This is a genomic window from Microcoleus sp. N3A4 (assembly GCF_036701805.1).
In the GTDB taxonomy this organism is placed as follows: Bacteria; Cyanobacteriota; Cyanobacteriia; order Cyanobacteriales; family Microcoleaceae; genus Microcoleus.
Genome location: NZ_JAUBRJ010000046.1, coordinates 33,455 through 59,724, shown reverse-complemented (window position 1 = coordinate 59,724; position 26,270 = coordinate 33,455). Strand labels below are relative to the sequence as shown.

The 26,270-nt window shown below is 44.9% G+C and carries 25 protein-coding genes and 2 pseudogenes; 15 read left to right on the top strand and 12 right to left on the bottom strand.

What is annotated here, in order from left to right:
- Nucleotides 1-581: 581 nt before the first annotated feature.
- Both QUA56_RS23655 and QUA56_RS23650 read left to right on the top strand, forming a co-directional pair.
- Nucleotides 582-1,154 carry a hypothetical protein gene (locus tag QUA56_RS23655; protein ID WP_333362398.1) on the top strand — a complete coding sequence of 191 codons (573 nt, stop codon included), beginning with the start codon at nucleotides 582-584 and terminating at the stop codon, nucleotides 1,152-1,154.
- Entirely contained in the window at nucleotides 1,151-1,309 is a 159-nt protein-coding gene (locus QUA56_RS23650; RefSeq protein WP_333362395.1) for a hypothetical protein, read from the top strand. The genes QUA56_RS23655 and QUA56_RS23650 overlap by 4 nt, the downstream gene beginning before the upstream one ends.
- Nucleotides 1,310-1,330: 21 nt before the next feature.
- Here the strand turns inward: QUA56_RS23650 and QUA56_RS23645 are convergent.
- A pseudogene (locus tag QUA56_RS23645) lies at nucleotides 1,331-1,408 on the bottom strand (DUF433 domain-containing protein); the annotation flags it as partial.
- Here QUA56_RS23645 and QUA56_RS23640 point away from each other — a divergent pair.
- The 3 genes from QUA56_RS23640 (at nucleotide 1,373) to QUA56_RS23630 (ending at nucleotide 5,311) form a co-directional block, all read left to right on the top strand.
- Complete coding sequence (locus QUA56_RS23640) at nucleotides 1,373-1,567, top strand: hypothetical protein (RefSeq protein WP_333362392.1); 195 nt, start codon at nucleotides 1,373-1,375, stop codon at nucleotides 1,565-1,567. The pseudogene QUA56_RS23645 and the gene QUA56_RS23640 overlap by 36 nt on opposite strands.
- Nucleotides 1,568-1,727: 160 nt before the next feature.
- Nucleotides 1,728-3,398 (top strand): methyl-accepting chemotaxis protein, encoded by a 1,671-nt coding sequence (locus QUA56_RS23635; RefSeq protein ID WP_333362383.1) that lies wholly within the window; start codon nucleotides 1,728-1,730, stop codon nucleotides 3,396-3,398.
- A 152-nt stretch (nucleotides 3,399-3,550) separates the two neighbouring features.
- Nucleotides 3,551-5,311 carry a methyl-accepting chemotaxis protein gene (locus QUA56_RS23630; protein ID WP_333362380.1) on the top strand — a complete coding sequence of 587 codons (1,761 nt, stop codon included), beginning with the start codon at nucleotides 3,551-3,553 and terminating at the stop codon, nucleotides 5,309-5,311.
- A 383-nt stretch (nucleotides 5,312-5,694) separates the two neighbouring features.
- Here QUA56_RS23630 and QUA56_RS23625 read toward each other — a convergent pair.
- The 4 genes and pseudogenes from QUA56_RS23625 to QUA56_RS23610 form a co-directional block, all read right to left on the bottom strand.
- Nucleotides 5,695-5,964 (bottom strand): annotated as a pseudogene (locus tag QUA56_RS23625) (DUF5615 family PIN-like protein); the annotation flags it as partial.
- Between the two features lie 79 nt (nucleotides 5,965-6,043).
- The gene (locus QUA56_RS23620) at nucleotides 6,044-6,442 is read right to left on the bottom strand and encodes a DUF433 domain-containing protein (protein WP_333362377.1); all 399 of its coding nucleotides are present in this window, start codon (nucleotides 6,440-6,442) and stop codon (nucleotides 6,044-6,046) included.
- A gap of 100 nt (nucleotides 6,443-6,542) precedes the next feature.
- Entirely contained in the window at nucleotides 6,543-6,701 is a 159-nt protein-coding gene (locus tag QUA56_RS23615) for a hypothetical protein (RefSeq protein WP_333362374.1), read from the bottom strand.
- Between the two features lie 51 nt (nucleotides 6,702-6,752).
- Complete coding sequence (locus tag QUA56_RS23610) at nucleotides 6,753-7,982, bottom strand: ferrochelatase (RefSeq protein ID WP_333362371.1); 1,230 nt, start codon at nucleotides 7,980-7,982, stop codon at nucleotides 6,753-6,755.
- Between the two features lie 429 nt (nucleotides 7,983-8,411).
- On the opposite strand from QUA56_RS23610, the gene QUA56_RS23605 reads away from it, so the two are divergent.
- Both QUA56_RS23605 and QUA56_RS23600 read left to right on the top strand, forming a co-directional pair.
- Nucleotides 8,412-8,996, top strand: coding sequence for a hypothetical protein (locus tag QUA56_RS23605; protein ID WP_333362368.1), 585 nt, complete (start codon nucleotides 8,412-8,414; stop codon nucleotides 8,994-8,996).
- A complete protein-coding gene (locus QUA56_RS23600; RefSeq protein ID WP_333362365.1) occupies nucleotides 8,989-9,714 on the top strand; it encodes a DUF3120 domain-containing protein in 726 nt (241 codons plus the stop codon). The genes QUA56_RS23605 and QUA56_RS23600 overlap by 8 nt, the downstream gene beginning before the upstream one ends.
- Before the next feature lie 16 nt (nucleotides 9,715-9,730).
- Here the strand turns inward: QUA56_RS23600 and QUA56_RS23595 are convergent, their stop codons facing one another.
- Nucleotides 9,731-9,910, bottom strand: a complete 180-nt coding sequence (locus QUA56_RS23595) for a hypothetical protein (protein ID WP_333362362.1) — start codon at nucleotides 9,908-9,910, stop codon at nucleotides 9,731-9,733.
- 91 nt (nucleotides 9,911-10,001) lie between these two features.
- Complete coding sequence (locus QUA56_RS23590) at nucleotides 10,002-10,457, bottom strand: aspartyl protease family protein (RefSeq protein ID WP_333362359.1); 456 nt, start codon at nucleotides 10,455-10,457, stop codon at nucleotides 10,002-10,004.
- Between the two features lie 120 nt (nucleotides 10,458-10,577).
- On the opposite strand from QUA56_RS23590, the gene QUA56_RS23585 reads away from it, so the two are divergent.
- Complete coding sequence (locus tag QUA56_RS23585) at nucleotides 10,578-11,426, top strand: alpha/beta hydrolase (RefSeq protein ID WP_333362356.1); 849 nt, start codon at nucleotides 10,578-10,580, stop codon at nucleotides 11,424-11,426.
- A gap of 108 nt (nucleotides 11,427-11,534) precedes the next feature.
- Complete coding sequence (locus QUA56_RS23580; RefSeq protein ID WP_333362353.1) at nucleotides 11,535-12,797, top strand: pentapeptide repeat-containing protein; 1,263 nt, start codon at nucleotides 11,535-11,537, stop codon at nucleotides 12,795-12,797.
- Nucleotides 12,798-13,282: 485 nt separating this feature from the next.
- Here the strand turns inward: QUA56_RS23580 and QUA56_RS23575 are convergent, their stop codons facing one another.
- Together QUA56_RS23575 and ggt are read right to left on the bottom strand one after the other, a co-directional pair.
- Nucleotides 13,283-14,152: a choice-of-anchor L family PEP-CTERM protein gene (locus QUA56_RS23575; protein WP_333362350.1), complete on the bottom strand. Its 870-nt coding sequence runs from the start codon at nucleotides 14,150-14,152 to the stop codon at nucleotides 13,283-13,285.
- Nucleotides 14,153-14,598: 446 nt separating this feature from the next.
- On the bottom strand, nucleotides 14,599-16,338 hold the full coding sequence (ggt, locus tag QUA56_RS23570; RefSeq protein WP_333362347.1) for a gamma-glutamyltransferase: 1,740 nt from the start codon (nucleotides 16,336-16,338) through the stop codon (nucleotides 14,599-14,601).
- Between the two features lie 866 nt (nucleotides 16,339-17,204).
- Between ggt and QUA56_RS23565 the strand changes: the two genes are divergently transcribed.
- The 3 genes from QUA56_RS23565 to QUA56_RS23555 all read left to right on the top strand — a co-directional run bounded on the left by QUA56_RS23565 (nucleotide 17,205) and on the right by QUA56_RS23555 (nucleotide 19,803).
- Nucleotides 17,205-17,372 (top strand): hypothetical protein, encoded by a 168-nt coding sequence (locus tag QUA56_RS23565; RefSeq protein WP_333362344.1) that lies wholly within the window; start codon nucleotides 17,205-17,207, stop codon nucleotides 17,370-17,372.
- A 187-nt stretch (nucleotides 17,373-17,559) separates the two neighbouring features.
- Nucleotides 17,560-18,591 carry a glycosyltransferase family 2 protein gene (locus tag QUA56_RS23560; RefSeq protein WP_333362341.1) on the top strand — a complete coding sequence of 344 codons (1,032 nt, stop codon included), beginning with the start codon at nucleotides 17,560-17,562 and terminating at the stop codon, nucleotides 18,589-18,591.
- Nucleotides 18,592-19,035: 444 nt separating this feature from the next.
- Nucleotides 19,036-19,803 carry a DUF1350 family protein gene (locus QUA56_RS23555; RefSeq protein WP_333362338.1) on the top strand — a complete coding sequence of 256 codons (768 nt, stop codon included), beginning with the start codon at nucleotides 19,036-19,038 and terminating at the stop codon, nucleotides 19,801-19,803.
- A 16-nt stretch (nucleotides 19,804-19,819) separates the two neighbouring features.
- Here QUA56_RS23555 and QUA56_RS23550 read toward each other — a convergent pair whose 3' ends face one another.
- Nucleotides 19,820-20,329, bottom strand: a complete 510-nt coding sequence (locus QUA56_RS23550) for an ATP-binding protein (RefSeq protein ID WP_333362335.1) — start codon at nucleotides 20,327-20,329, stop codon at nucleotides 19,820-19,822.
- 936 nt (nucleotides 20,330-21,265) lie between these two features.
- Between QUA56_RS23550 and QUA56_RS23545 the strand changes: the two genes are divergently transcribed.
- Complete coding sequence (locus QUA56_RS23545; protein ID WP_333362333.1) at nucleotides 21,266-22,654, top strand: tyrosine-type recombinase/integrase; 1,389 nt, start codon at nucleotides 21,266-21,268, stop codon at nucleotides 22,652-22,654.
- A gap of 478 nt (nucleotides 22,655-23,132) precedes the next feature.
- Nucleotides 23,133-24,395: an RNA-guided endonuclease TnpB family protein gene (locus tag QUA56_RS23540; RefSeq protein ID WP_333362330.1), complete on the top strand. Its 1,263-nt coding sequence runs from the start codon at nucleotides 23,133-23,135 to the stop codon at nucleotides 24,393-24,395.
- A 78-nt stretch (nucleotides 24,396-24,473) separates the two neighbouring features.
- Here the strand turns inward: QUA56_RS23540 and QUA56_RS23535 are convergent, their stop codons facing one another.
- Together QUA56_RS23535 and QUA56_RS23530 are read right to left on the bottom strand one after the other, a co-directional pair.
- Nucleotides 24,474-24,596: a hypothetical protein gene (locus tag QUA56_RS23535; protein WP_333362327.1), complete on the bottom strand. Its 123-nt coding sequence runs from the start codon at nucleotides 24,594-24,596 to the stop codon at nucleotides 24,474-24,476.
- A gap of 86 nt (nucleotides 24,597-24,682) precedes the next feature.
- Nucleotides 24,683-24,943, bottom strand: coding sequence for a hypothetical protein (locus QUA56_RS23530; protein ID WP_333362324.1), 261 nt, complete (start codon nucleotides 24,941-24,943; stop codon nucleotides 24,683-24,685).
- 152 nt (nucleotides 24,944-25,095) lie between these two features.
- Here QUA56_RS23530 and QUA56_RS23525 point away from each other — a divergent pair, with 152 nt between their 5' ends.
- On the top strand, nucleotides 25,096-25,575 hold the full coding sequence (locus QUA56_RS23525) for an NUDIX domain-containing protein (RefSeq protein WP_172185172.1): 480 nt from the start codon (nucleotides 25,096-25,098) through the stop codon (nucleotides 25,573-25,575).
- Nucleotides 25,576-26,270 lie beyond the last annotated feature (695 nt).

The window sequence follows — 26,270 nt, the reverse complement described above, 5'->3', positions numbered from 1 at the left end:
TCATTAACTTAAAATTTTTACTAATTTTACGATATTTATTCAAGTTTAGCACAAAATAAAAATTTTGGAGAGGTCTAGTCTTGGACGCACGGGTAGTCAGAAACCGGGTTTTTGCAAGAATACTTGGTTACAGCTACAGAAACGGCCAAAAACCCGGTTTCTTTGGTTTGGATGTGTAAGTCGCGTTACATTTAGTTAAACAAGGAGAAAGTTCTGTCAACAAACAGCGAGTATTACATACCAGAATTCTCTCTGACACAACAAACAATAAAGGGAGAGGATATCCCCTTACCAGATCCGCTAGCAGAAGGAAGACCCCATACAACACTTGGAAGAAGAGATGGAAGTAATAATATTTGTTACCGCCAGTCAGCAACCTTTCCTTCATCAACTTGGCCGAAAGCTAACGGCTATGATGTGCCTTGGGGTAGAGTCGATTGGACGGATCACGATCGCCCATCCGATCATCCCAACCCCCATATCCACGAATTCCGCTACAATTGGGAACAGAAAAGATGGGAATCTGGATTGCAACAATTTTGGTGGTATCGCAGAGATGTTGATTAACTAAAGGAGAAATTATGGATGCCTGTTTTGAAATATTACTTTCGACAAGACAGACTCTTGAGTATTTAGAATCTCATCAGGAAACTTTTACTTGGGGTGATGTAGAATATCCCCAAGGTGAAAAATATTACCTTTGGGGCAAATATATAAAATTAATAGAGCGGGAAATTCCGCCCCATATAATCAAGCGCTTACCCCCCGCTTATGGAAGTATGAAATGGCTGAATTTTTCCGTGCAAGGGAAAGCATTAGACTTGTTAGAATCCGAGGTAAATGGTTCAGAGATAGATTGGGAAGGCAAAAGTTTTGATGATTGTCTCAAGTTGATTTTGACTGAGCAATCTCAATGGGTTGTGGTATTTGAATGGCACTGCGATCGCATAGATAGTCTATATCAGCAGAATGTTAGTGAGTGTATTGGTCAGATTAAAAACAACTTGAAATGGGACAAGAATAGAGAGGGATTTATTGTACTATCTGTACCTAAAAATGAGGTTGACTCATGTGCGATCGCGGGCGAAGTTTCTGAACAAGATAAATTCGTTACTTCATTCCCCACAGCAACTCCACTATCAATCTCATTATGAATATTCTCAGGCGCGATCGCCTCAACCAACTCCTCAAGGGAATACCGCCGACGAGTTACGGGTTCGATAATTTGCTCAGCGGCAATAGATGCGTCTATTTCCTGAGAGTGGGCCGCATAAAAAGCGAAGACATCGTTCACTCGATCTTCACTTAAGTCATAATCAGCGGCAATTTGGTTTGGAGATAAACCCCATTTCTGGGCTGCGATGACTACTGTTTGAACCCGCAACCGAGTGCCGCGCAAAACGGGCACGAGTTCGCCGCTAGCGCCCCGCACATAGGTGATTTCAGGAAAAGTGCGATCGTCATTCCGCTGGTTGAGGGTAGCGACTTTTTCGGCGACAGCCCAGAGGATAAACCGAGGGAAATGCCTTGGAGTGTCGCCAATTTTTCAGCTTCTTGCTGTAGCTGAACGGGTAAGTTTAAGGTGTGGGATGTCAGCGTGAATGGCAGTCAGTGGGGTTCGTAGTTTATGACTAACAATAGAGATAAATTATGGATATTAATACGATCATTGTGCTTAAGCTTATAATTTAATTCAGCTATAGCCAGCCACAGCCAGGAGAACAACTATGTTTCGCAACACGAACTTACAAACAAAGCTAATTACCGCTTTTATATTGATGGGGTTGCTTGTCTTCGTGTTTGCTGGGGTAGGGTGGAGCGGGGTTTCCAGGCTAAGTGTACACATCAATACCCTCGGTGAGGATAGCCTGCCAAGTGTGGCTGCATTGTGGAGTATCAACGAAGGACAGACCCAAATTCAGGCATCAGAGCGATTACTCTTCGATCCAGAAATGACTAATGCACAAAGGCAACAGGCATTAGCTAGAATTCAGAATGCCTGGAAACAAATCAACGAAAACTTTCAAAAATACGAAAAGATCCCGAATACCCCAGAGGAAGATAAAAACTACAAAGAATTTCAACAAAACTGGGATGCTTGGAAGAAAGCCCATGAAAAATTGCTGAATATAGAACAAGACTATAACCAAATTGGCATCCGCAATCCCTGGAAAAGACAGGTTCAGCTAATCAGTCAGGGTAAGGGAAATTCACCAGAAATCGCGGCAGTTAAAACAGCACTGGAACTCCGTACCAAGATGGATGAGTACGGCTCAAGTACAGAGGAGCCTTTATTTAAGAGAGCTACAGATTCAGTTATATCAGTTATAGCCTTAAATCAATACATTGCAGACAAAACTAAGCAATCAGCCGATCGGGATATAAATCAGACTGGATTCTGGGTTGTTCTGGGTATGATTCTCGGTCCGGTGACAGCGATTATTTTGGGAATATTCTTTGTGGCGATCGCCAAGCCGATCGACAAAGCACTCAAAGGCATTGTCAATATAATTGTCAGTTCTTCCAGCCAAATTGCCGCTACAGTTGAGCAGCAGGAACAGATCATCAGTCAGCAAGCAACAGCGGTGAATGAAACTACTTCCACAATGGATGAATTGGGAGCATCATCGCGTCAAGCAGCAGAGCAAGCAGAATCAGCATCTAACAATGCACGTCAAGTTTTAAACCTAGCGGAGGAAGGAGCCACAGGCGCACGTCAAGTTTTAAACCAGGCGGAAGATGGCAATAAGGTAGTGGAGAAATCTCTAGAGGGAATGTCTGAGTTGACAGAAAAAGTGGCGGCGATCGCCGCACAGATTATGAAATTGAGCGAGCAGACTACTCAGATTGGCAGCATTACAGGCACTGTAACAGATTTAGCGAATCAGACGAATATGTTAGCTTTGAATGCCTCAGTCGAAGCTGTTCGGGCTGGAGAACACGGTAAAGGATTTGGAGTTGTAGCTAATGAAATTCGCCGACTGGCAGATCAGAGTAAAAAATCAGCAGAGAAAATTAATACCATCATTACTGATATCCAGAACGCGATCAATTCCACAGTCATGACCACAGATGAAGGCATGAAAACTGTCAAAGAAGGTATCAAACTTTCTCAAGATACAGCCCAAGCTTTTAAATGGGTAACACAGTCGATCAATGATATCGTTTTGAAGAATCAAGACATGACTCTCGCCGCTATCAACGATATCGTTTTGAAGAATCAACAAATTTACCTCAATGCCATGCAGCAAGCATTAGCCGTCCAACAAGTAGTTGAAGCAATGAATACTATCAATTTTGGAGCCAAACAAACTGCTAGCGGCATCAATCAAACTAAGGTAGGTACTCAACTACTAGACGGTGCGGCTCAAAATCTTAAAGCATTGAGTGCTAAATAGAGAGATTATGGGAGCAGGAATGTACGGGAAAATATTTTTTGTTTTCCTCTAATCTCTAATCTGTCAAGATAAATTATGGATATTAATACGATCGTTGTGCTTAAGCTTATAATTTAATTCAACTATAGCCAGCCACAGCCAGGAGAACAACTATGTTTCGCAACATGAACTTACAAACAAAACTAATCAGCGCTTTTATATTAATGGGGTCGATCGTCTTCGTGTTTGCTGGGGTTGGGTGGAACGGGGTTTCCAGGCTAAGTGTACACATCAATACCCTCGGTGAGGATAGCCTGCCAAGTGTGACTGCATTGTGGAATATCAACGAAGGAAAGACTCAAATTCAGGCATCAGAGCAATTACTCTTCGATCCAGAAATGACTAATGCCGAAAGGCAAGAGGCATTAGCTAGAATTCAGAATGCCTGGAAACAAATCAACGAAAACTTTCAAAAATACGAAAAGATCCCGAATACCCCAGAGGAAGATAAAAACTACAAAGAATTTCTACAAAATTGGGATGCTTGGAAGAAAGCCCATGAAAAATTGCTGAATATAGAACAAGACTATAACCAAATGGGCATCCGCAATCCCTGGAAAAGGCAGGTTCAGCTAATCAGTCAGGGTAAGGGAAATTCACCAGAAATCGCGGCAGTTAAAACAGCACTGGAACTCCGTACCAAGATGGATGAGTATGGCTCAAGTACAGAGGAGCCTTTATTTAAGAGAGCTACAGATTCAATTAAATCAGTTATAGCCTTCAATCAAGAGATTGCAGACAAGACTAAGAAATCAGCCGATCTGGATACACATCAGACTGGATTCTGGGTTGTTGTGGGTATGATTCTAGGTCCGGTGACAGCGATTATTTTGGGAATATTCTTGAGCATTACGATCGCCAAGCCGATCGACAAAGCCCTCAAAGGCATTGTCAATATGATTGTCAGTTCTTCCAGCCAAATTGCCGCTACAGTTGAGCAGCAAGAACGGATCATCAATCAGCAAGCAACGGCGGTGAATGAAACTACTTCCACAATGGATGAATTGGGAGCATCATCGCGCCAATCAGCAGAGCAAGCAGAATCAGCACTGGATAACGCACGTCAAGTTTTAAACCTAGCGGAGGAAGGAGCCACAGGCGCACGTCAAGTTTTAAACCTAGCGGAGGAAGGAGCCACAGGCGCACGTCAAGTTTTAAACCAGGCGGAAGATGGCAATAAGGTAGTGGAGAAATCTCTAGAAGGAATGTCTGAGTTGAGAGAAAAAGTGGCGGCGATCGCGGCACAGATTATGCGATTGAGCGAGCAGACTACTCAGATTGGCAGCATTACAGGCACTGTAACAGATTTAGCTAATCAGACTAATATGTTAGCTTTGAATGCCTCAGTCGAAGCTGTTCGGGCTGGAGAACACGGTAAAGGATTTGGAGTTGTAGCTAATGAAATTCGCCGACTGGCAGATCAGAGCAAAAAATCAGCCGAGAAAATTAATACCATCATTACTGATATCCAGAACGCGATCAATTCCACAGTCATGACTACAGATGAAGGCACGAAAACTGTCAAAGAAGGTATCAAATTTTCTCAAGATACAGCCCAAGCTTTTAAAGAGGTAACACAGTCGATAAATGATATCGTTTTGAAGAATCAGGAAATGACGATCGCGGCTATCAACAATAGCGTTTTGAATAATCAACAAATGACTCTCGCTTCTATCAACGATATCGTTTTGAAAAATCAACAAATTTCTCTCAATGCCATGCAACAAGCATTAGCCGTCCAACAAGTAGTTGAAGCAATGAATACTATCAATTCTGGAGCCAAACAAACTGCTAGCGGCATCAATCAAACTAAGGTAGGTACTCAACTACTAAACGATGCGGCTCAAAATCTTAAAGTATTGAGTGCCAAATAGAGATATTATATCGATTCCGGTTGCACTCCTCATGATTGTTAACAGTTGACTGTGAGTCAAAAAACTGAAAATTCCGCTTATATTTGGTTGCCACTTTACTATTCAGATGAAGCGCAAATTTGATATGAAACCAGGAATGTACGGAAAAATAATTTTTATTATACTCTAATCTCTAATCTGTATTTTGTATCAGAACCCAAGTTGCGGGTTATTAGCAATTTCCAGCGATCTATTACGTCACTGAGATTTTTCCCATTTTTTTAGCCAACAAGATTGTAGCTGTCATTGTTAAGTTTTACAGTACCATAAATCAACAAAAAAATCGCCCTTTCTCTAAAATAACCAAAGGGCGATCGACTTTTTAACTCAATATCAAGATAAGATTAGGTTCGCCACTGATTCAGCCAGCGGACTTGCCCTCTCCAGTCAGCAGCTTGTGTTTCTGAAACCAGGCGATCGAGCGCAGCAATTAGACTAGATAATGTCCAACTGTTTTGAGCTGCCAAAATGATACCGCCATGTTCGGGATAACGCTGAGCTAAAACCTGAAAATCGCGGATATTAAACGTAAAAATACACCGTCCCCGTGCTGTTGCTTCTAATAATTGATCCTCATCGCTAGCATCTAAAGGCATCCAGTCAGTCGGTGTCCGAGTGACATCGTGATTGCGAGATCAAAGCGCGACTTGCAAAGCTTTAATAGAGGTATCAGCATCCAGATGCAATAGCGGTTTAGACATTGGCAGCTTCGATAATTTGCTCGGTGGCAATAGAGGTGTCTATTTCCTGACGGTGAGCCTCATAAAAAGCGAGAACTTGATTCACTAGAGCTTCATTGAGATCGTATTCATTCGCAATTTCATTTAGAGATAAACCCCATTTATGGGTTGCGATGACTATTGTTTGCACCCGCAAGCGAGTACCGCGCAAAACGGGCGCGAGTTCGCCGCTAGCGCCGCGCACGTAGGTGATTTGAGGGAAAGCAGGGTCATCATGCCGCTGGTTGAGAGTAGCGACTTTTTCGGCTACAGCCCAGAGAATAAATCCATCGAGGGAAATGCCTTGGAGTGCCGCCAATTTTTCAGCTTCTTGTTGTAGCTGAACGGGTAAGTTTAAGGTGTGGGATGTCATTAATACAACTTCCGTTTTCTAAGAGAATTGCAGATGGGGCGGTAGTTGAGTTTAAGATTTTCTCAATTTTTCAAATTTTGGCAAAACTTTAGTTTTTATTTTAGCGCAATATCTCTGCGGGATGTTGCATGATTCTTAAGAATTCACACCTGCTGATAAAAAAGCCGATCGCCCTTTCTCTAAAATAACCAAAGGGCGATCGACTTTTCACCTCAATTAATCTCGACTTACTCACTCCGACAAAAGAAATGGAGGACACGGCAATGCCGTTTCCCTACCCCAAAATAATCGTAGCTTCCCTGGCTTCCAATTAATGACTGTGCCCGTGCCCGCCATGAGAATGCCCGTGTTCACCGTGAGAATGCCCGTGCCCGCCGTGAGAATGCCCGTGTTCCCCATGAGAATGAGCGTGTTCCCCGTGAGAATGGCTGTGCTCGCGGTGCGCCGCAGCCAAACTCGGATTAACAGCAACCGCAGTCTCACTCAACAACGCTTCAATTTGCGGATTTGCCCACTCGGCCGCCATTTTCAGGAACTCTGGATGGTCGTTAACGCAAGGCAATTTGCGGTAAGTAACTCCTTGACGCTGTTTCTGCAAAGACTCAATAATGTGGTCTACATCTAACAAAGTTTCGTGATTTTCTGTCGCAAATCCGATCGGCATAAACACGATCGCAGTTGCACCCAAATCGATCAAATTCTTCGCAGCCAACGTCGCATCCGGCTGCGTCCATTCAATCAGCGGCGTGTCGTGATTCAGCCAACCCACCGAAATCAAAGGATAGCGATACATCAAACGTTCCCGCACGCGATCGTACAAAGCTTGACTTTCCACAATTCCCGAAGTAAATCCCTTCGCCTTGTGCGGACAACCGTGATTCATCAGCACAATCCCAATCTGAGAAGGCAAATGCGCTACTGCTAAATCGTTCTTAATTTCCTCTTCAACTAAATGCGCCATCAAATCGATGTAAGCAGGTTCATCGTAAAAAGAAGGAATGTAGCGCTGTCCTTTTACCCAATGTTCTTTGCCATCAAAGGTTTGTGCTAAAGCTTTATTCACCTGTTCGACTGCAATCCCGCTGGTGAAAACAGAATCAACTACCAACAGCGGATAAATCAGAATTTTGTCAAATCCTTCTGCTTGAATTTGAGGGATTACTTGTTCCGGCAAAAACGGCGCGCAAAAGTTAAAAGCTTTGAACACTTTTACTTTATCGCCCCATTTCTCCTGTAAATTCTTTTCAATCCCGGCGCGCTGCTGTTCAAAAATAGCATTGTGCGGCGAAACAAATTGACCGTGTTGGTGGCTCCACTCGTGCAAGTCAAAGATTGCTAAAATCTTCGCCAGCGGCGGATAAATCCACAGCGGTACTGGCGCAAACTTTGCCGTAAGTAAATTTAAAGCTTGTTCGTTGTAGTTGGCAAAATCGTCGTAGCTTTCGACTTCGCCGTAACCCATGAGCAAGACAGCAACCCGATCGTTACTTGCGGGTGCCGCAGATGTTTTGATCTCGATTTTTTCTGGAGAAGCAACCACTTTGTATTCCTCAATTTGAATTATTTGGAGAGCCGCAGGAAGGATGAATCAGAATTGCGAAGAGAAACCCCGTTTCTAGACTCCCCGGAGATCCCCCTAAATCCCCCTTCTTAAGGGGGACTTTGAGACTCTTTCTCCCCCCTTAATAAGGGGGGCTGGGGGGGATCGGAATCTGATAGGAAAGGCAAGAAAATACGCCGCAGGGTCTGGGACAAAGGGCATTAAGTTTTATGTTTTCTTAAGACTTCCTCACCTTGCCTCCGGTTTCGGTGTCTCGGAGCGTTCCCAGCGTTTATTTTGGGGGGATATCCTTCAAACACGACTCTGTTATTAGTTTAACATCCTATCCCCCTGCATAGCATATAATTAATTATGGTGTACAATAAAGTAAAGTTATGTTAAGCTCATAATTAATTTTCTTGACGAACTATGAGACTGGTAATTTGCCCCGGAGTTCACGAACCAAAGCTAACCGACTGTTTCCTAGCGGGACTTTCGGGGCTTTGGGGACTGGCTGCCGATCGGCAAAACTCGCAAATACTCGATCGCGTCAAGATTTTTCCCGCTCATAAACATCCGCCTTTTTCAGCTATTGACATATTCCACTTTTTGTGTTGCCAAGAGTTAGCAGGAGAAAGTCTAGTATTTGTGAGCTTTTCGGCAGGAGTAGCGGGGGCGATCGGGGCGGCTTGGATGTGGCAGCAAATCGGCGGCCAAGTCGGGGCATTTTTTGCCTTAGACGGTTGGGGAGTACCTCTGGGGGGCAATTTTCCCATCCACCGACTCAGCCACGATCGCTTTACGCACTGGAGTTCGGCAATTCTCGGTGGCGGTGGAGAGAGCTTTTATGCAGATCCCGCGATCGAACATTTGGATTTATGGCGAGATCCGCAAACGGCAAAAGGCTGGCAAGTCAGCAAAACCGCCGCCGGCATTGAGACTGTCGCACCCACAACCGCAGCAAAATTTTTAGTCCACCTATTGAAACAATACGGAGTCCAATCAGTTGTTTAATTTTGATTTAGTATCATCGGCGATCGCACCTATTGCCACCATCGCCCGCCTCGACAATTCTGTCACTTCAGGCAAAACAAACAGCATCAAACAGTGGTTAGTATTTAGCGCCTCAGCATTTTTAGTCTCAATTCCAGTCTTCGTGCAAGCACCATTAGTGCGTTTATATCCCACCATCAGTTTGCTGTCAACAATCGCCTGGATAGCACTTAGTTTAATTCTAATTTTCCGCCCCAAAACCCAACTTTGGGGAGACTTATTATTAGGATTTGCCGGATGTTGGCTGGCAGGTTCTATCTATTGGGGCTGGTTTAGATGGGAACCAATTTTACATCTACCTGTAGAATCAATTGGCTTGCCTTTTGCTATTTGGTGCTTGGGTAAATCTTGGGGAAAAGTTGGCGGATATTTTTATTTGGGTTCGCTATTTGGGACTGCTATTACCGATTTATATTTTTACTTAACTGGGTTGATGCCCTACTGGCGGCAAGTGATGCACGCGGAACCGGAATTAGCGATGCCGATTTTTCAAAGTGCGATCGGTCAAATCGAAACTCCTTGGGGCATAGGCTGGGCTTTAGTTTTAATCGCTGTGTTGCTAACAGTCGGTTTGCTGAGTTTGCGCGGCACGGAACTGCACTGGCGCGCGTTTAGCGGAGCCGTTTTGAGCACTCTTTTAGTAGACGGCTTATTTTGGCTAGCTGCCTCCGCAGCTTAAGATTTCTGCTTGGTTTCTATGTTGGTGATTTTTTACCGCAGATGTAGGCAGATTGACGCAGGTTAACGTAGATTTTTTGATTGATGTAGTTTTTATTCTGTAGGTTGGGTTGAGGAACGAAACCCAACATCCAATTAATGAGTGTTGGGTTTTGTTTCTCAACCCAACCTACTACTTTGCCTACGTCCGGTTGCATCGGAATGATTAAACCGCAGAGGACACAGAGGACGCAGAGTCAGAGAAGAGAGAGATGAATAATTCGGATGTCAACGGATTTGATATAAGTCCTACTTGATATAAGTCACTGAATAATTAGGATTAGTAGGATTCCCCATTAACCGCTGATTCCTACAGTCCACAAGCAAATCTAACTTCTCCAAAACCACCTGACCAATCAACACCTCATCACCTGTCACCAGAGCATCCTCGGTAGTCCTACGCCCCTCAATTTCAATTAATATAGCCTCCGTTACTCCTACGGTTTCCTGACGACCATCAGCATACTTAACAAGCTGCTGTCCTATAATTCGTAAACCTAGCTGCTGTACCATCTCTGCTGAAATTACTAGATAAACCGATCCTGTATCTACTAGAGTTTCTGTTTCACACTCACGCAACAGCCGAGGCGCGAGCAACCCCCGACTAATTAGAGCTTCATCTATGGCATTGGTCAGCTTTACCTGAGTCTTAACTGCCCCCATGTTCTTAATTCCATCCAATTCTAATTTATTTAATTCTTTCATATTAAATTTGCTTTTAATCTTTTGCTGCTTACATTATACGAGTTCTGCTAACTGAGACGCGATCACCCCTCATTCCTATATGATTTAAAATTATCACTCAAAACTCAAAACTACTTAACCATGTCTTTCATTTCAATTCGCGGTGTAGAACATTATTACGAGTGGATAACAGCAGACGCAAGTGCCCAACCCAGCGGCAAACCAGTGATGGTATTTCTGCACGGCTGGGCGGGATCGGCGCGCTACTGGGAAAGCACGGCACGGGCTATTGCTGATGATTTTGATTGTTTGCTCTACGATATGAGAGGTTTTGGTCGATCGCCCTTGCCAAAAGAGCCTCCTGAGTCAAGCTACGAACTCGAAACCTACGCCCGCGACTTAGCTGAATTATTAGAATCTCTGAATTTAAGCCGCGTCTTTCTCAATGCTCACTCCACAGGTGCATCCATTGCTACTTTATTTCTCAACCTTTACCCCGAAAAAGTAGAAAAAGCAATTCTCACTTGCAGCGGGATTTTTGAATACGATGAGAAATCCTTTACAACCTTTCACAAATTCGGCGGCTATGTGGTAAAATTTAGGCCATCTTGGTTGGCATCGATCCCGTTTGCCGATCGGCTATTTATGGCCCGGTTTTTGCGCCGTTCCCTGCCCACGGAGGTCAGTCTGGCGTTTCTCAAGGATTTTTTAATGGCAGACGAGCAAGCTGCTATAGGTACAATGGTGACGGCCGTCAGCAAAAGAGCAGCCGAGGAAATGCCCCAAGAATTTGCGCGGCTGAGTGTTCCCACACTGCTTGTAGCCGGAGAATTCGATCGAATTATCCCCGCCATCATGGGAGAGCAAGCGGCCTCCCTCAGCAAAAAAGTAGAATTTGTTATAATTCCCAATACGGCTCACTTTCCGATGCTGGAGGATGCCGCAACATACTTGCAGCGAATTCGAGACTTTTTGCCAGCGGCGGCTTAGCTGAGTTATTGTTCATTCAATGTACGATCGGAGAAGCAAGCTTTGAGAACAGCTTTTGCTCCGATCTTAATTTTTAATTCCTAATTTCTTAAAGCGAAAGGTGGTACAATGAACGACCTCGACCAATACTATAAAGTGCTGGGACTGTTGCCGGGAGCTTCCCGAGAAGAAATTAGCCAAGCTTACAAGGATTTAGCGTTCATTTGGCACCCCGATCGCATCCCCAAAGACAATCCCAGACTACTAGAGAAAGCTGAAGAAAAGATTAAGGAAATTAATCAAGCCCGCGAACAATTGCGATCGATTCAACCAAGAGGTCAGAATCAGAACGCTCAGCACAAACATACCCAGCACAAACACACCCAGCAACAAAATACCCAGCACAAACAAACCCAGCAACAAAACACTCAGTACAGAAACGCCCAGCAACAAAATACCCAGCAACAAAACACCCAGCAACAAAATACTCAGTACAGAAACACCCAGCAACAAAATACCCAGCAACAAAATACTCAGTACAGAAACGCCCAGCAACAAAATACCCAGCAACAAAATACCCAGCAACAAAATACCCAGCAACAAAATACTCAGCAACAAAATACTCAGTACAGAAATACTCAGTACCAAAACACTCAGCCACAAAACACTCAGCCACAAAACACTCAGTACCAAAACACTCAGCCACAAAACACTCAGTACCAAAACACTCAGCCACAAAACACTCAGTACCAAAACACTCAGTACCAAAACACTCAGTATCCAAACACTCAGTACCCAAACACTCAGTACCCAAACACTCAGTATCCAAACACCCAGCACCAAAACACTCAGCCACCGCCGGCCAACCCAAAAGAACCCCGCTACTCTTCTGAACCCTCTTCAGGAAAATATGCTGGAAATTATGGGGGAAACTATGCGGGAAATCCTTCAGGGCCCTATTCAGAGGCGTCCCGCTACCCATCGCAACAACCACCGCCATCTCCGTCTTACCGCCAAGCGCCACAAAGTCCCGATTTAAGCGGTTCCAACTTCAAAGGAGCTTCCTTAAAAGAAAAGGATTTTTCAGGGAGAAACTTGAGCAATGCAAACCTGAGTGAAGCCGACTTAAGCGATACATTTCTGCACAACATCAACCTCACAGGCGCGAATTTGCAAAAAGCAAACTTGTTCAGGGCAAACCTGTTAGGAGCTTGTTTGATCAATGCCAACTTGAGAGAAACCAACTTAATCGGAGCCGATTTGAGCGGTGCAGACTTGAGCGGTGCGGACTTAACAGGAGCGAAAATAGGTTACGGCGATCGAGTTATGGTAAAACTCACGGGAGCTAGATTATCGGGAACCATTTTGCCCGACGGTACCGTTCATAGCTAAAGGATTTAGTTTTTAGTCAGTTGTTGTAGGCCCGGGTTTTACCGGAAATATTTGCTGCAACCCCAAATACAAAAAAATCCGCCCTTCGCGAATTTTGGATCTAAACTTATATTCTGTCCGCTATAACAACCGCCATAAAATTGGTTCGTAGTGAGGACGTTCGCCGTCAGAATTTTATGAGGACTTGCATTCCTCGCTACGCAACCATATCGGTTAAATGACCTGACAGGGAGCATCCCAATTTGGTAAAAAGCGTTTTTTAGGAGTGCGAGCGTCCCGCTCGCTTGCGTATCTCTAGCGAGCGGGACGCTCGCACTCCTGTGAAAGCAAAAACGGGATACTCCCACCTGACATGATATTATGCGATCGCAACGATCGCCCAAACCGAGTTTTTTTAACTGCTTCAAGGACTGCAACAAAGTATTTTGGTTCATCAAACCCCGTCTCTGCCTCCAAGACTGTTAATCTACTTTTATTTTTATTAATTACTTCCGACGATCGCGCAACTTTCGTCCAGCAGCCAGCATAGCGCCTCCCACCATCAAACCCCCCACAGTCATCGGTTCTGGAACTGCCTCCGGTTTTGCCGTCCCCACAGAACCGCCTTTAATAAATACAGCAGAATCTAGATTACCGTCGCCTACATCTTTAATGCGGATGCTGAGAACATTCATCTGATTTTGCTTGAGCAAACCCTCAAAACCTAAAGCTTTAGTAAAACCGTCCAGCTTAATGATGTTAGCAGCAATACCTGTCAAACTTGAGTTGTCAATATAGTCTGCGTGATCTGTAGAGCGATTATTTGGATCTGGAACCAGATTATTAATCGTAAATGTTTTCCCGTCGCTCAACTTTGCCAAATTAGTGCCGTTCAACAGGAGTTCAAAATTGTCATTAAATTCAGAACCGCCGAACTCAGGAAACTCCTCAGAAGCAAATACATATTCAAAGAACAACTTTTCGACCGTGCTATTAGCAAAAAAGCTGAGGTTGAGCTGAGTCAAATCGCCCTGTTCACCCCTAGGCCCAAAGTCCGTGTTTAAATCGCTGCCGTTGGTCATTAGATTATCTTTCCCATTCTTACCCGGTATATCCGTGACTTTACCGGTGCTGAGAACAACACCTGATGTCAAACCGAAGGGGTCATTAGTGAAAGTACCAAAAGCAGCCTCATTCCCTGTAATTGAAACAGAAAAATCACTCAATCCCCTTGTATTAGTTCCTAACAAATTATTTTTCAAAATCTCAATGTTATTAGTTGCCCCTACCGAAAATGCCATTGCTGGCGCTGCCAACCAGCTCAGGACACCAGTCAATGTAGCAGTTAAGGCAGCAATTTGGTGAGAATTTATCATAATTTTTTTGTTAAAAATACTAAAGCTGATTCAATCTACAACTTCATTTTCACACTATATAACTATCAATGTCTAGTGCCTTTACAATGACTTTACATCTACGTATATTTACGGTTTTTCTAGTTATTCTTTTTTGTAGTTCTTGGCAGTTAGTCAGTCAATAAACCTCGCCACAAAAACATGGATGGCAAAATACGCCTGCACAGACTAATAATTTCAGGAATTACGCACTGGATGCTAAAAGAAAATGGGTTTTTATATCGTTTGCGATCGCGCACTCGGGCGGGATTTTGGTGAAAAACCCGCTTTCTGCGTAAGTCCGCAATTTATCTCAAGTCGGGTCGATCGACCATTCCAGTAGAGGGCGGGGCGGGTTTACTCAAGTGCTGGTGAAGAAGTCAAGATGATGACAACCCGCCCCTAGAACAATTACGGTTCACAGATGACTAAAACCCTCTTGCTTCTCCTTCGCCGCGCCGATCCGCAGCCCCTTCCAACCAACCGTCAGCAGTCAGGACGATCGCATTGGCATTGCCCCAGCCGTCACGTTCGACAATCAGGTGTCCCCGCCGCCGCAACTCCGAAAGCGTCGCAGCCTCAAAACCTCCCCGTTCCACCATCAGGCGATCGGGCTGCCACTGGTGGTGAATTCTAGGTGCAGACACAGCCTCGCCGACATTCATGTCGTAAACCAATACGTTCAGCACAATTTGCAGCACCGTGGTAATAATCGTGCTGCCTCCGGGAGCCCCAGCAGCCAGACGGAATTTGCCATTTTCGGTCACGATAATCGGTGTCATGCTGGATAAAGGAGTTTTCCCAGGGGCGATCGAATTTGCCTCCCCGCTCACCAAACCAGACGACAAATTCGGCACTCCCGGCGCTGCAGCAAAATCGTCCATCTCGTTGTTGAGCAAAATTCCCGTACCGGCAGCCACAGCCGCAGCCCCAAAACCGCCATTCACCGTAAACGTCAAACTCACAACATTGCGCTCTTTGTCAACTACCGTCAGGTGGGTAGTTTCGGGAGACTCCCACAGCAGACGGTTCAAAGTTTCAGCGTCAACAGCCTTTACCTCGCTAGAGGGTCTGGCTTTTGACATTTGGATTTGCGATCGTCTCAATTTGGCATAATTGCTGCTAGTCAGAGCTTTGACCGGTACACTCACAAAATCCGGGTCGCCCAAATACTCAGCCCGGTCAGCATAAGCAATCCTCATGCTCTCCGCCAGTAAATGTAGGGTATCTGGACTTTGCCTTCCCAAACTCTTGAGATCCGTATCTCCCAGAATATTTAAGATTTGCAACAAATGAACGCCGCCGGAAGAAGGAGGCGACATCGCGCAAATTTCGTAAGTGCGAAAGTTGCCGCAAACCGGATTCCGCCAAATCGGCGTATAGTTTTTCAGGTCTTCGAGAGTGATAATGCCGCCGTTTTTAGCCATGTCGGCGGCGATCGCCCGCGCAATGTCCCCGGTATAAAAACTTTGCGGATTTTTAGCAATTTGCCGCATTGTCCGCGCCAAATCCCGCTGCACCAAAAGCTCCCCCGGCTGGTATAAAATGCCACCGCGAGTAAAAACCTCCCGCGCAGCCCGGTTTTTTTCGATCGCATCCTGTCGTCCCTGGGTAGCCTTAGTAAACCGCGAACTTACCGGAAAACCTTTTTCAGCCAGGGCGATCGCCGGCGCCACCACCGCCGCCCAAGGTAACTTACCGTACTCGCGGTGCACCGTGTAAAGTCCAGCAACAGTGCCCGGAATACCCGCCGCCAAATGCCCGTCCCGACTTGCCCTTGGGCGCACCTTACCTTGCTTGTCGAGGTACATATCCCGGGCCGCCCGTTTCGGAGCTCGTTCCCGGAAATCCAGCGCTTGCACAGTCCCCGTTTCCGCCCGCCGCAGCAGCAAAAAACCCCCGCCGCCGATACCCGCCGAAAAAGGCTCCACCACCGAAATCGCCAAAGCCGTAGCAGCCGCCGCATCCACTGCATTGCCTCCCTGTTGCAGCAGCGCCAGCCCCGCAGCGCTCGCCAGAGGGTGAGCCGAAACTGCCATGCCCTGTTTGCTGCGGGGCTGCTGCTGCAAGTTTGGTTGTTGCTGTAGCTGCTGCTGGCAGCCGCCGAACACCAAGACTGTTAGGCAACAAGTATAAATTTTCACTTTGCTCAAGAAGTTTGGTAACATTTTTTACGGGTGATTCGTGGATTTTTTACAGTATAATTTTACGAGCATCTTTTATGAGACCTACGTTTATTAACTCGACCGCAGATAAATTACCTGTTATGGCAGAGGATTTGACGCTTCGAGGCGATCGCGGTGAAAGAAAAAAAGAGAAATGAGGGACAGCTTATGGCAACTTAACCATTACACAAGTTTGAAAAAGCATCTTTATTTACAAAACACTCATCTCAACCAAGCTGATAAACGCCTAAAAATTCAGTAGATGAAACATCAAAAACAATTAAATCAAAAGTTTAGCTAATTAATAGTGAAATGAAACAAATAACAGACCTAGCAAAGCAGTTTTTGGGTAGTTATGCGACGGTTGAATCAATCAATAAAATAGGACTTACGCACTCTTGATATCAAGTTTGGTTGATAATTATAATTAGGTTGGTAGTGAGTAACGAGATTACGAGAGGGAGCATCCCAATTTGGTAAAAAGCCGTTTTTTAGGAGTGCGAGCGTCTCGCTCGCGATCTAGCCGCGATCTAGCCGCGATCTAGCCGCGATCTAGCCGTTCGCTATGGACGACGTGAGCGCGCTATATCATCGAAATATATTATTCTGATGCAACCTTCCACGATCTGAAAGCAAAAATGGGATGCTCCCTTACGAGATACCTCTCTAGCCAGCCCAGATCGAAGGAAAAACAATTTTATTGTCAGCGGTTAACCGGACTCTATCTGAGTCATAAAATCGGTTTATTAGTATCGGTTTATTAGTAGAGTAGATATGTAGTTGTCAAACCAACAATTTTGGGTGATGCCTGGTTTCTCTGCGTAAGTCCGATTAAACTGAGATGTTGCACCATTCTTAATAAGCTTTTTATGAACAGGCTTTCCGGCCCGCCCGTAAAAGGCTTATTGAAAATCCTGCAATATCTCACATTAAAGCAAAAATATCCGATCGACTTTAGGAAAACTTCAATCCTCCGACAAAACCCTCAATCCCTCGCAGCCGACGCCTGTGTGTCCGAAAAATTGCCCGCCAAATAGTCTGCACTCCGTCTCCTAACTCGTGTCCCCCCCTTATGGTAGATAACACTGAGGTCGGTAAGCCTGTTATATTGGCAGTATGTAGGCAAGTTTCGGGAATACTGGTACTTACACGTAAAGGAGTCAGAGTGTCTCCTTCCAGACTCTACTTCGGCGAACAACTACCAAACCACACCTAATGCAAGTTATGAACAGCAAAAAAGTCAGTGTAATCATTCCTGCATTCAATGCTGCCGACACTCTGGCCGAGACAGTTGCCTCCGTACTCAATGGTACACACAAGCATCTAGAAATTTTAATTGTTGATGACTTCTCTACTGACGCTACAGACAAAGTTGCCGCTAAACTGGCAGAACAAGATTCGAGAATTCAATACTTCCGGAATCCCCAAAATTACGGGGTTTCTAAGTCTAGAAATTTAATGATGTATCGCGCCACAGGCGAATATGTAGCATTTCTCGACAGCGACGATACCTGGGAACCCAACAAGCTAGAACTTTGTCTGAAGATGCTCGCAGACAATCCAGAAGTCAAAGCTGTAGCTCACGCTTTGCGGTATTTAGATAAGCGCGGCAACAAGTTGAGTTATGTTCCCACTTATCCTACAACTAAAGCAGAAATGCAGGCAATTAAGGAGACAGGCGAAAGTCCTTGGGTTTTCCCGTCTTCTGTTGTAGTCGATCGCTCCATTCTTCTCAAAGAAGGCGGGTTTGCAGAAGATTGGGAGGTAGGAGAAGATACAGAATTATTTACCAAACTTGCTCAAAAGTACGGCTTGCTAGCGACGACAGAACCTTTGGGAAATTATCGAATTAGAGGGAACTCTCTCACAGATAAGCACTGGCTGAAAAAGCGCATAGCTTCTGATTGTGTCAAGGAGAACCAACTGCGGCGCTTGCGGGGAGAAAAAGAGTTATCGCTCAACGAGTACGAACAGGTATGCTTTAAGAATTTGCCACTTTTGAAGAAGATTAACAAATTCCGAGAAGTTTTGGCACTCCACTACATGAGAAAGCTGGGACAAAGTTGGTTAAATCGGGAGGTTTTGCCGACTCTTGTTTACGGCATCGCTACCACTGTGCTAAACCCTCAAGCTACTTTGAACAAGTGGAAATGGATGAAGGCTCACAATAAGTTGAGTCATCAAACGGCAGAAGGCATCAGTCATTCGGCAGAATTAAACCCCCCGCGATCGTCTGAAATCGGGGGGCTTTCCTAAAGGAACTCATATTTGTATGCAGGTTTTAGTCAAGAAATTAGGTGATGCCAATCAAGCCGAATCGAAGCCGATCGCGCCTTGGCTCGTTTATACACGCTCTTGGGCTTTTGAGGCGTATTGCACTACAAAACACGTTTGATTGCAGCCGTGCGGTGGGAGACAATATAAAAATTTTTGAAAGTCGCGATCGGATGCCAGCTTTGATTTATGCGGCCACTAGCTTCAACCCTATACAGGGCAGAAATAGCACCCAGGCCCCGCCGTGCTATTTGCTGCCAAAACAGTTACACTAAATCATGTATAAGTAAAGAGCAAAGTTTTTTGAATTAAAAATGGGTAGCAAACCCCTTTTTGAGGCAGAAAATAAAAGCAAAAATTTATAAAATATTTTGCCTTCTAGCTTCAAAGGACGATCGTCTTTTTACTTTCAACTTGATAGAATTTATGGACTGGCAAGAAATTTCTGGCAACTGGGTATTAATTCCTTCTAAACCGATCGCGATCGTACATTTTCTCGGCGGTGCATTTGTGGCGACAGCACCGCAACTCACCTATCGCTGGCTGTTAGAGGCTTTGGGGAATCAAGGATATCTTGTCGTAGCAACGCCGTTTGTCAATACTTTGGATCATATTGCGATCGCCCGCGATGTCCTCAACAAATTTGAAAATGCCCTCGATCGGCTGCGCGCCACTAAATTGCTGCGCTCTTCCTATCTCCCCGTTTACGGCATGGGGCACAGCATGGGATGCAAACTGCACTTGCTGATCGGTTCTGTATTTGACATAGAAAGGGCAGGCAATATTCTGATTTCTTTCAACAATTATGCGGCATCCGAAGCCATCCCGATCGTCGAGCAAATTTCCCCCGTCTTTAAAGTAGAGTTTACCCCTTCCCCGCAAGATACCAATCGCCTCGTCCAAGATAGCTATCAAATCCGGCGCAATCTTTTAGTCAAATTTAACGGCGACAATATCGACCAAACCCTGCTGTTGACTGGTCTGCTAAAACAGAGATTTCCAGACATGATTACAGTTCAGACTCTAGCCGGCAACCATCAAACGCCTTTGGGTCAAGATGTTAGCTGGCCTGTGGGTCAAATTTTTACTCCCTTCGACGCGATCGGTCAATGGGTCAAACAAGAAGTGTATCGGGAATTAAATCAATTAAAACAGACCATTTTGCTGTGGCTGAACCCTCTGTCGCGCGTTTAAAAGCTTCTGGAGCCCATTAACCAGAAACTTCCTCCGGCAGTTGCAAAATATCAGCTTCATCGTTCGGCATTGAGACAGGAGTATAATTTTTGACGATCGACAAACAGTTCCGTCCATCAGCCGTTCTCGTATAACTGAGACTGTCTGCGATGTCTTTCATCAACTTGAGACCCCGCCCGCCTGAAGCTTCAGGATCGATTTTTTCCGACATATCTTTAATTTTTTGCTCTAAATCAAACGCAGCGCCCGAATCCCAAATTTTAATCTCTACAGATTCAGTGCACACCGCCACCTCAATGTCAACCGGCAAATCCGGCCGTTTGCCCTCGTGGGCGTGACGCACCGCATTTGTAAAGCCCTCAGCCAAGGCCAACTGACAGCGTATCCACACACTTGTGGGAATTCGCGGCTCGTACAATTGTGCAAACCACGACAGAACTTTGTCTAAAGCACTCAGACCAGTATTGACTTGAAAATCTGCTTTCTTTAGGACTTCCAACTTTTCGGAACCTTTTAATTCAATCACGCTCTGCCACTGAAATTATAGTTCCATAAAATAGAGGCAAATACTGTACTGCCTGTACTTTACGTTTTTAACTTTTTTGCCAAAATGCGGGCAACTGCTAGCGCCAACATCACCCATCACAGTCATTCACCGGCCGCGTCATTTTCCACGTTCTCGATCGGCTGCAGGCAATGTAAAAACCGGCAAAATTGAATGAGAGTTTGATAATACTAGCTTTTGCTGCTAGGAAAGTAAACTTGACACTCCCATCCGTAAAAGGGGATGAGATTCACAACCAGGTTTTGCTCTTAATATCTCTATCACTATGGTTCTTTGCCGGGGTGCTTTTGCCAAAAATGGCGGTCTGCTATCCTTGCCTTTGAGCCAGCTCAGAGGAGCGTCCACTTTCCCCCAGTCAGGGGGTAGGTTTTCATGTCTTGTACTGACAATATCGATGATGGCACATCAATATTAATTTCACAGCGACTTGCCTTCGCAGCGCCTATCTTACCCCAGAAAGGGACGGGCTGGCGGCGCGGTTAAGAATTGTTAAATCCACTTATTAGCTATTTAGGATACCAGAAGTCTCGCCCCGATGTCAATTCGCCCCTGCAGCCAAAAAAAGTCCATAAAACTTTATATTGTGACGATAAACTAAATAAAGTTTGATACAGTTATGCTATACTGTCTTTACGATATCTATATAAAAAGCTTATATACAGCAGATTCAACGTCGATCGAGTACGTCGATCGAGTACATTTATAAAATACATTGTGAAGTACATTATGAAGTACGTCCAAAATGTGCGATCCCCGTAGGGACGCGAAAGCCTTTGCCCCTAAGCTACACTTCATAAACCTGGAATACGCTGTAAATATTTACCATCGTAGCAAAAACATCAAAAAATCCTAGAAATTTCCTAGAAAAGTCAAACCCTTACCGAACGTTGAAAACTTATGTCTTACGGCAAAAAACAGACAGAGCGTTGCCTTGTAACGGTATATGCCGATAAAGGCTCTCTGGCCTTTCGATTTAGTGGAAAATTCAATTCTTTGTTTAAGGTATTGGACGGCATCGAGCCTTCTAAGCAAAAAACAATGGGTCTGGGTTTACCCGACACCAGTGCAAACCGTGACCGCGCTATGGCTGCCGCCCGCGAGATAGAAGCCGACTTGCTGCACCGCGATTGGCAGTCACGGTTTGACCCCACTTTTGAGCAATATAACTTGAAAGCTAAGTATGCAGCGCTGAAACTAGCTGCACCGCCTGTGGCTATCCCAGAGATGACAGTAGGTCAAATGTGGGAGGATTATCTGATTTGGAAAGAGCAGCAGCTAGAGCAAACTACTTTTAGGTCAAAGTTTCAGACTAAATACACTAACGCTCTAAAAGGTTTGGTTTGGAATCGCAAAAACCAGCAGTACAGTCAGAGCGAATTTGGGATTTGGGATTTGGGCATCAACAGTGACACGGTTGAATCGGCGCTAAAAATTAAATTAGCTCAAGAAGCTAAATTTGATTTGTTTTGTGCATTAAATGAAGCGTTTATTAATGCACAGTCTATAGGTAAAATAAAGCTTGGTTATAACCCATTTTTTGCCGTACTTTCTCGCGCTGAAAATAACAAAATCGCTCAGTACAAAAATGTCACCGTGGCAGATGGCGAGACACTAAAGTGGCATGAAGTACAGGATGCAGAAACTAACGCCCAAGAGCGTGACTGTCGTGCTTTTACCAAGGAAGAGCGGGATATTATCATCGCTGCGTTCTATGAAGCTAAACGCATTGCTGCGCGTCAAATTGCACCATTGGTAGAATTCTGCTTTCTAACCGGTTGCCGTCCTTCAGAAGCTTTTGCTTTAACTTGGGCGAATATAAAGTTTGAGAAAGGTGTGGTAGTGTTCAACAAATCACATAATGGGGAAAAAAAAATCACAAAAAACACAAAAAACAGCACAATTCGATGGTTTGAAATTTACCCAAAATTACAAACTTTACTGCTGAGGATAAAACCTGATGAGGCCCGCGAACATGACTTAGTGTTTAAGCAAGGTAATGGCGCGCCATACCATACAGGGGCTATAAGTTCTTATTGGTATGGTAAATTTAGCGCAGAGGACGCAGAGGAGAAATACAGCTATCCTGGCATTGTTAAGCAATTGGCCGATGATGGATTAATCTCATGCTATCTCTCCCCTTATCATACCCGTCACACATTCATTACCTTACAAGCTCGCAATGGCGCTAATCTGCTAATGCTAGCCGCCATCTGCGGAAATAGTGTTGATGTGATACAGCGGTCTTATTTGGAGGTTGACAAGTCAGCTAAACCCCTCGACATTTAACCATACCCGCCCTTACCTACTTACCGCAACCAGGCGGTTTTTTTTTTGCCTTGTAACCGGACTTAAGAACTATTTATGCGATCGCACTTTTCGGCTTGGCTGTCCCGGATGCTTGGTGTAAAAAGTAGCTATCGATATAATCCACCTAGTTTTTGAAGGCTAAAAACCTTGATGAAGCTAGATTATCACCTTCCTTTACCACCACAATTACGGGTTTAAAGCTGTAACGTGATTCTTGGACAAAGTTACCCATTGATGGAATTGTTGGGTAACTAAGAAAGCAAGTCTCTCGATAACGTCACTAAGACTGCTTGCGGTAAGCTGAACTCGTTTTTCCTCTAGCCACTTAGTAGCAGTCTCGGTCAGGCTTAGGTTGACCTTAAACTTAGGCTCGCTGTCAATCTTTTTTCTAGGCATTTTGTTGTTCCGCATTAATTCCGCATACAATAAGAGTAAGGCAGAAATGAGGTAAAAGTAAATGCTACTCAGTTTCAAAACGGAATTAAAACCTAATAACAAACAGGTGACTAAATTTCGACAGCATTGCGGAGTAGCCAGACACGCTTACAACTGGGCAAATTCAATCATCCTTGAAACATTGACACTCAGGGAGACGGATAAAACTATTAAGATCCCTTCTGCAATCGATCTGCACAAGCGCTTAGTAGCGTTCGTCAAACCTCTGTATCCCTGGTATTACGAATCTTCCAAGGCAAGCCCACAGCAGGCTCTGACTGAATTGAGAACAGCTTGGGACAGATGCTTCAAAAAGGTATCTAAACAGCCGAGATTCAAAAAGAAAGGTGTATCGGGGGACTCCTTCTACCTAGAACAAGGAACCAAAGCAAAGCCAGGAATCAATAACGACGGCAAGCGTGTCAAGTTACCTAAGATTGGCTGGGTTAGGCTGCACGAATCGTTACCAATTACGGCAGTTCACAACTGCGTAATCAGTCGAAAAGCTGACAGATGGTTCATTGCTTTTAAATGCGAAATTGAGCAGCCCGCAGCTCTACCTGACCGTCCTACCGTCGGAGTTGATATCGGCATCAAGCAGCTAGCTGTTTGTTCTAACGGCTCCGTCTTTGCCAACCCTAAAGCCTATCGTCGGATGAACCGTAAAATGAAACGCCTGCAACGGCTTGTCTGTGCGCGAGTCAAAGGGTCTAACAACCGCAAAAAAGCAATCGCTAAACTAGCCAAGCTGCACCTAAAAGTGTCAAACATCCGAAAAGATGCTATTCACAAGCTAACAACTTACCTCGCCAAAAACCACAGCGAGGTGAAGATTGAAGATTTGAATGTTAAGGCATTTTTGAATAACCACAAGTTAGCTGGTGCAATCGCCGACTGCGGCCTGTACGAATTCAAGCGTCAACTTGAATATAAAACCAAAAAGTTCAACTCAAAATTGACGCTCGTAGATCGATTCTTTCCTAGCAGTCAAATCTGTTCAAATTGTTGTCATCATCGGCATAAAATGCCATTAAGAGTCCGCGCCTTTGAATGTCCCAGTTGTGGAAATATTCAAGACCGTGACTTGAATGCCTCGAAAAATATAGAACGTTGGTTTGAAGGAATATTTATTCCAGAACGTTCAGAATTGGCGGTGAGTTCCACCGTGTCAGCCTGCAGAGTAGACAAACCCGACAGCAGTCATGTTGTCGCTACTGTGAAACAGGAAGTTAACACCACAAGCACTCATGTCCAGCTATGTCGAGATTTGGGTAGCTATGGGTAAGTTTTTCAGAACGGAGAATCCTCCTTCTTTCGGTGTGTGATTATCATGCTCTGCAGACCAAATATCAGGTATATTGTCTTATTGACAAAAATCACTCTGCCTTAACTTGTCACCAATGGGCTTTTCGCCCAAATAGATGCGAGAAATCCAGCCGCCGGCGGAATGACCCAAAGCATCCAGGATACCCGCCACGTGATTCATCCGTCCAGAAATAAAAAACCTGTATCCGATAAAGGAGCCCCCGACTCGATCCGTGGGGTCAATGCTTCAATTCTAAAATCTAAAATCTAAAATCTAAAATCTAAAATCGATTGACCGACGAGATCGATCTGGGGAACGCCGTATTGCTGTAACATTTGTTTGACCGTCCGATCGAGCTGTCGCAAAATTGGCACCATCGACCGCCCGCCAAAAGTCGGCAACCAATCTCCCTTGACCAGAGGCACTGTTACTGTTGGGAAACCTCGATCGACCAGAGACTTTTCTAATTCCCGACAGTCGGAAGCAGCAGCAAAATATCCTGGTAAAATCACGGTTGGTAATGGCATTGTCAATTTTAGATTTTAGATTTTAGATTTTAGATTTTGCGGCCGGGGTGCTACGATCTGTTTTTCAAGTTCAAAGACGCTTGCCGAAGCATCCTTTGGATTGCTAACATCTGCCGCTCGTTAAACCTTTTGCTTAGGGAATATCTACTTCTATGGCTCGCGAGCCGATTCAAACATGGTATTTTACCCTAGTTGTCGTTCACTTAGAAGACCGTTTTCTACTGGTACAAGAGCGCAAGTACGAGCAGCAGTGGTATCTCCCTGCAGGGCGAGTGGAAAAAGGGGAGACTTTGCTCGAAGCTGCTATGCGTAATACCATCGAGGAAGCGGGCATTTCCGTCATCGTTGAGGGAATTCTCAGGGTAGAGCATACAGTGATGCCTAGGGGCAACGTGCGCCTCCGAGTCATTTTTGTGGCTCGTCCAGAAGATAAGACGCCGCCCAAGAGCAAGCCGGATGAGCATACTTTGTGTGCTGGCTGGTATTCTCTCAAGGAATTAGACCAGTTGTCTCTACGGGGAGAGGAAGTTCGGGAAATGTTTCAATATATGGCAAGTGGCGCTCCTATTTATCCCATCGACTTGCTCACCATTGAGGGAGCTCCTTTTAAAAATTACCGCTATCGCTGGTGAATCCATCGATTTTGGATTTTGGATTTTGGATTGAATAATTACTTCCACGGATGAATCCGGTTGTGTAACCGAATTGGAAACGCCGATCGATCCGTTCGATCGATCGTGTTTAATGAATTAGTGGCGCTCCAGAACCCGAAAAAAGACGGTATAGCAGCGGCGCAGTCTGTTTTTTGCTCGCCCCAGTCCAGCCCGCCTGATGCCCCAAACACCATTCTCAACAATAACTGAGACACCGCGTATAGGATTCGGCCAAAGGCATTAGGCAAGAAAAACAATGGTTTCAGCAATTAACAACGTCCTCACCCTATTGGCGGTTGCTATAACAGCGTTGAACCAGCCAAAAAACCGGGTTTCTACGCTTGAGTGCTTGATGTGAGGGTCGCGAAATCTCAATAAAAGTCGATCGGGCAATTTCGATACCGACCGTGCTAAAATTATACCTTTGAATTCCCAACCTCTCCTCATTATCAAAACGAATTCACACTCAATCACAACCACAACAATATAAATTACCAATCCCCCAATCACTCAATTCCCCAATTCCCCAATCCCCCAATCTAAAATCTAAAATCTAACCATCTCCCAATCCCCCAATCCCCCAATCCCCCAATCTAACCATCTCCCAATCCCCCAATCTAAAATCCCCCAATCTAACCATCTCCCAATCCCCCAATCCCCCAATCTAAAATCTA

Coding starts and splice junctions, on each gene's coding strand:
- QUA56_RS23575 (WP_333362350.1), bottom strand. CDS start 14,152: ATGATAAATTCTCACCAAATTGCTGCCTTAACTGCTACATTGACTGGT.
- QUA56_RS23525 (WP_172185172.1), top strand. CDS start 25,096: ATGGCTCGCGAGCCGATTCAAACATGGTATTTTACCCTAGTTGTCGTT.
- QUA56_RS23540 (WP_333362330.1), top strand. CDS start 23,133: ATGCTACTCAGTTTCAAAACGGAATTAAAACCTAATAACAAACAGGTG.
- QUA56_RS23620 (WP_333362377.1), bottom strand. CDS start 6,442: ATGACATCCCACACCTTAAACTTACCCGTTCAGCTACAACAAGAAGCT.
- QUA56_RS23650 (WP_333362395.1), top strand. CDS start 1,151: ATGAATATTCTCAGGCGCGATCGCCTCAACCAACTCCTCAAGGGAATA.
- QUA56_RS23630 (WP_333362380.1), top strand. CDS start 3,551: ATGTTTCGCAACATGAACTTACAAACAAAACTAATCAGCGCTTTTATA.
- QUA56_RS23535 (WP_333362327.1), bottom strand. CDS start 24,596: ATGAATCACGTGGCGGGTATCCTGGATGCTTTGGGTCATTCCGCCGGC.
- QUA56_RS23605 (WP_333362368.1), top strand. CDS start 8,412: ATGAGACTGGTAATTTGCCCCGGAGTTCACGAACCAAAGCTAACCGAC.
- QUA56_RS23530 (WP_333362324.1), bottom strand. CDS start 24,943: ATGCCATTACCAACCGTGATTTTACCAGGATATTTTGCTGCTGCTTCC.
- QUA56_RS23590 (WP_333362359.1), bottom strand. CDS start 10,457: ATGAAAGAATTAAATAAATTAGAATTGGATGGAATTAAGAACATGGGG.
- QUA56_RS23565 (WP_333362344.1), top strand. CDS start 17,205: ATGAACAGGCTTTCCGGCCCGCCCGTAAAAGGCTTATTGAAAATCCTG.
- ggt (WP_333362347.1), bottom strand. CDS start 16,338: ATGTTACCAAACTTCTTGAGCAAAGTGAAAATTTATACTTGTTGCCTA.
- QUA56_RS23595 (WP_333362362.1), bottom strand. CDS start 9,910: ATGCAACCGGACGTAGGCAAAGTAGTAGGTTGGGTTGAGAAACAAAAC.
- QUA56_RS23655 (WP_333362398.1), top strand. CDS start 582: ATGGATGCCTGTTTTGAAATATTACTTTCGACAAGACAGACTCTTGAG.
- QUA56_RS23545 (WP_333362333.1), top strand. CDS start 21,266: ATGTCTTACGGCAAAAAACAGACAGAGCGTTGCCTTGTAACGGTATAT.
- QUA56_RS23580 (WP_333362353.1), top strand. CDS start 11,535: ATGAACGACCTCGACCAATACTATAAAGTGCTGGGACTGTTGCCGGGA.
- QUA56_RS23585 (WP_333362356.1), top strand. CDS start 10,578: ATGTCTTTCATTTCAATTCGCGGTGTAGAACATTATTACGAGTGGATA.
- QUA56_RS23560 (WP_333362341.1), top strand. CDS start 17,560: ATGAACAGCAAAAAAGTCAGTGTAATCATTCCTGCATTCAATGCTGCC.
- QUA56_RS23555 (WP_333362338.1), top strand. CDS start 19,036: ATGGACTGGCAAGAAATTTCTGGCAACTGGGTATTAATTCCTTCTAAA.
- QUA56_RS23635 (WP_333362383.1), top strand. CDS start 1,728: ATGTTTCGCAACACGAACTTACAAACAAAGCTAATTACCGCTTTTATA.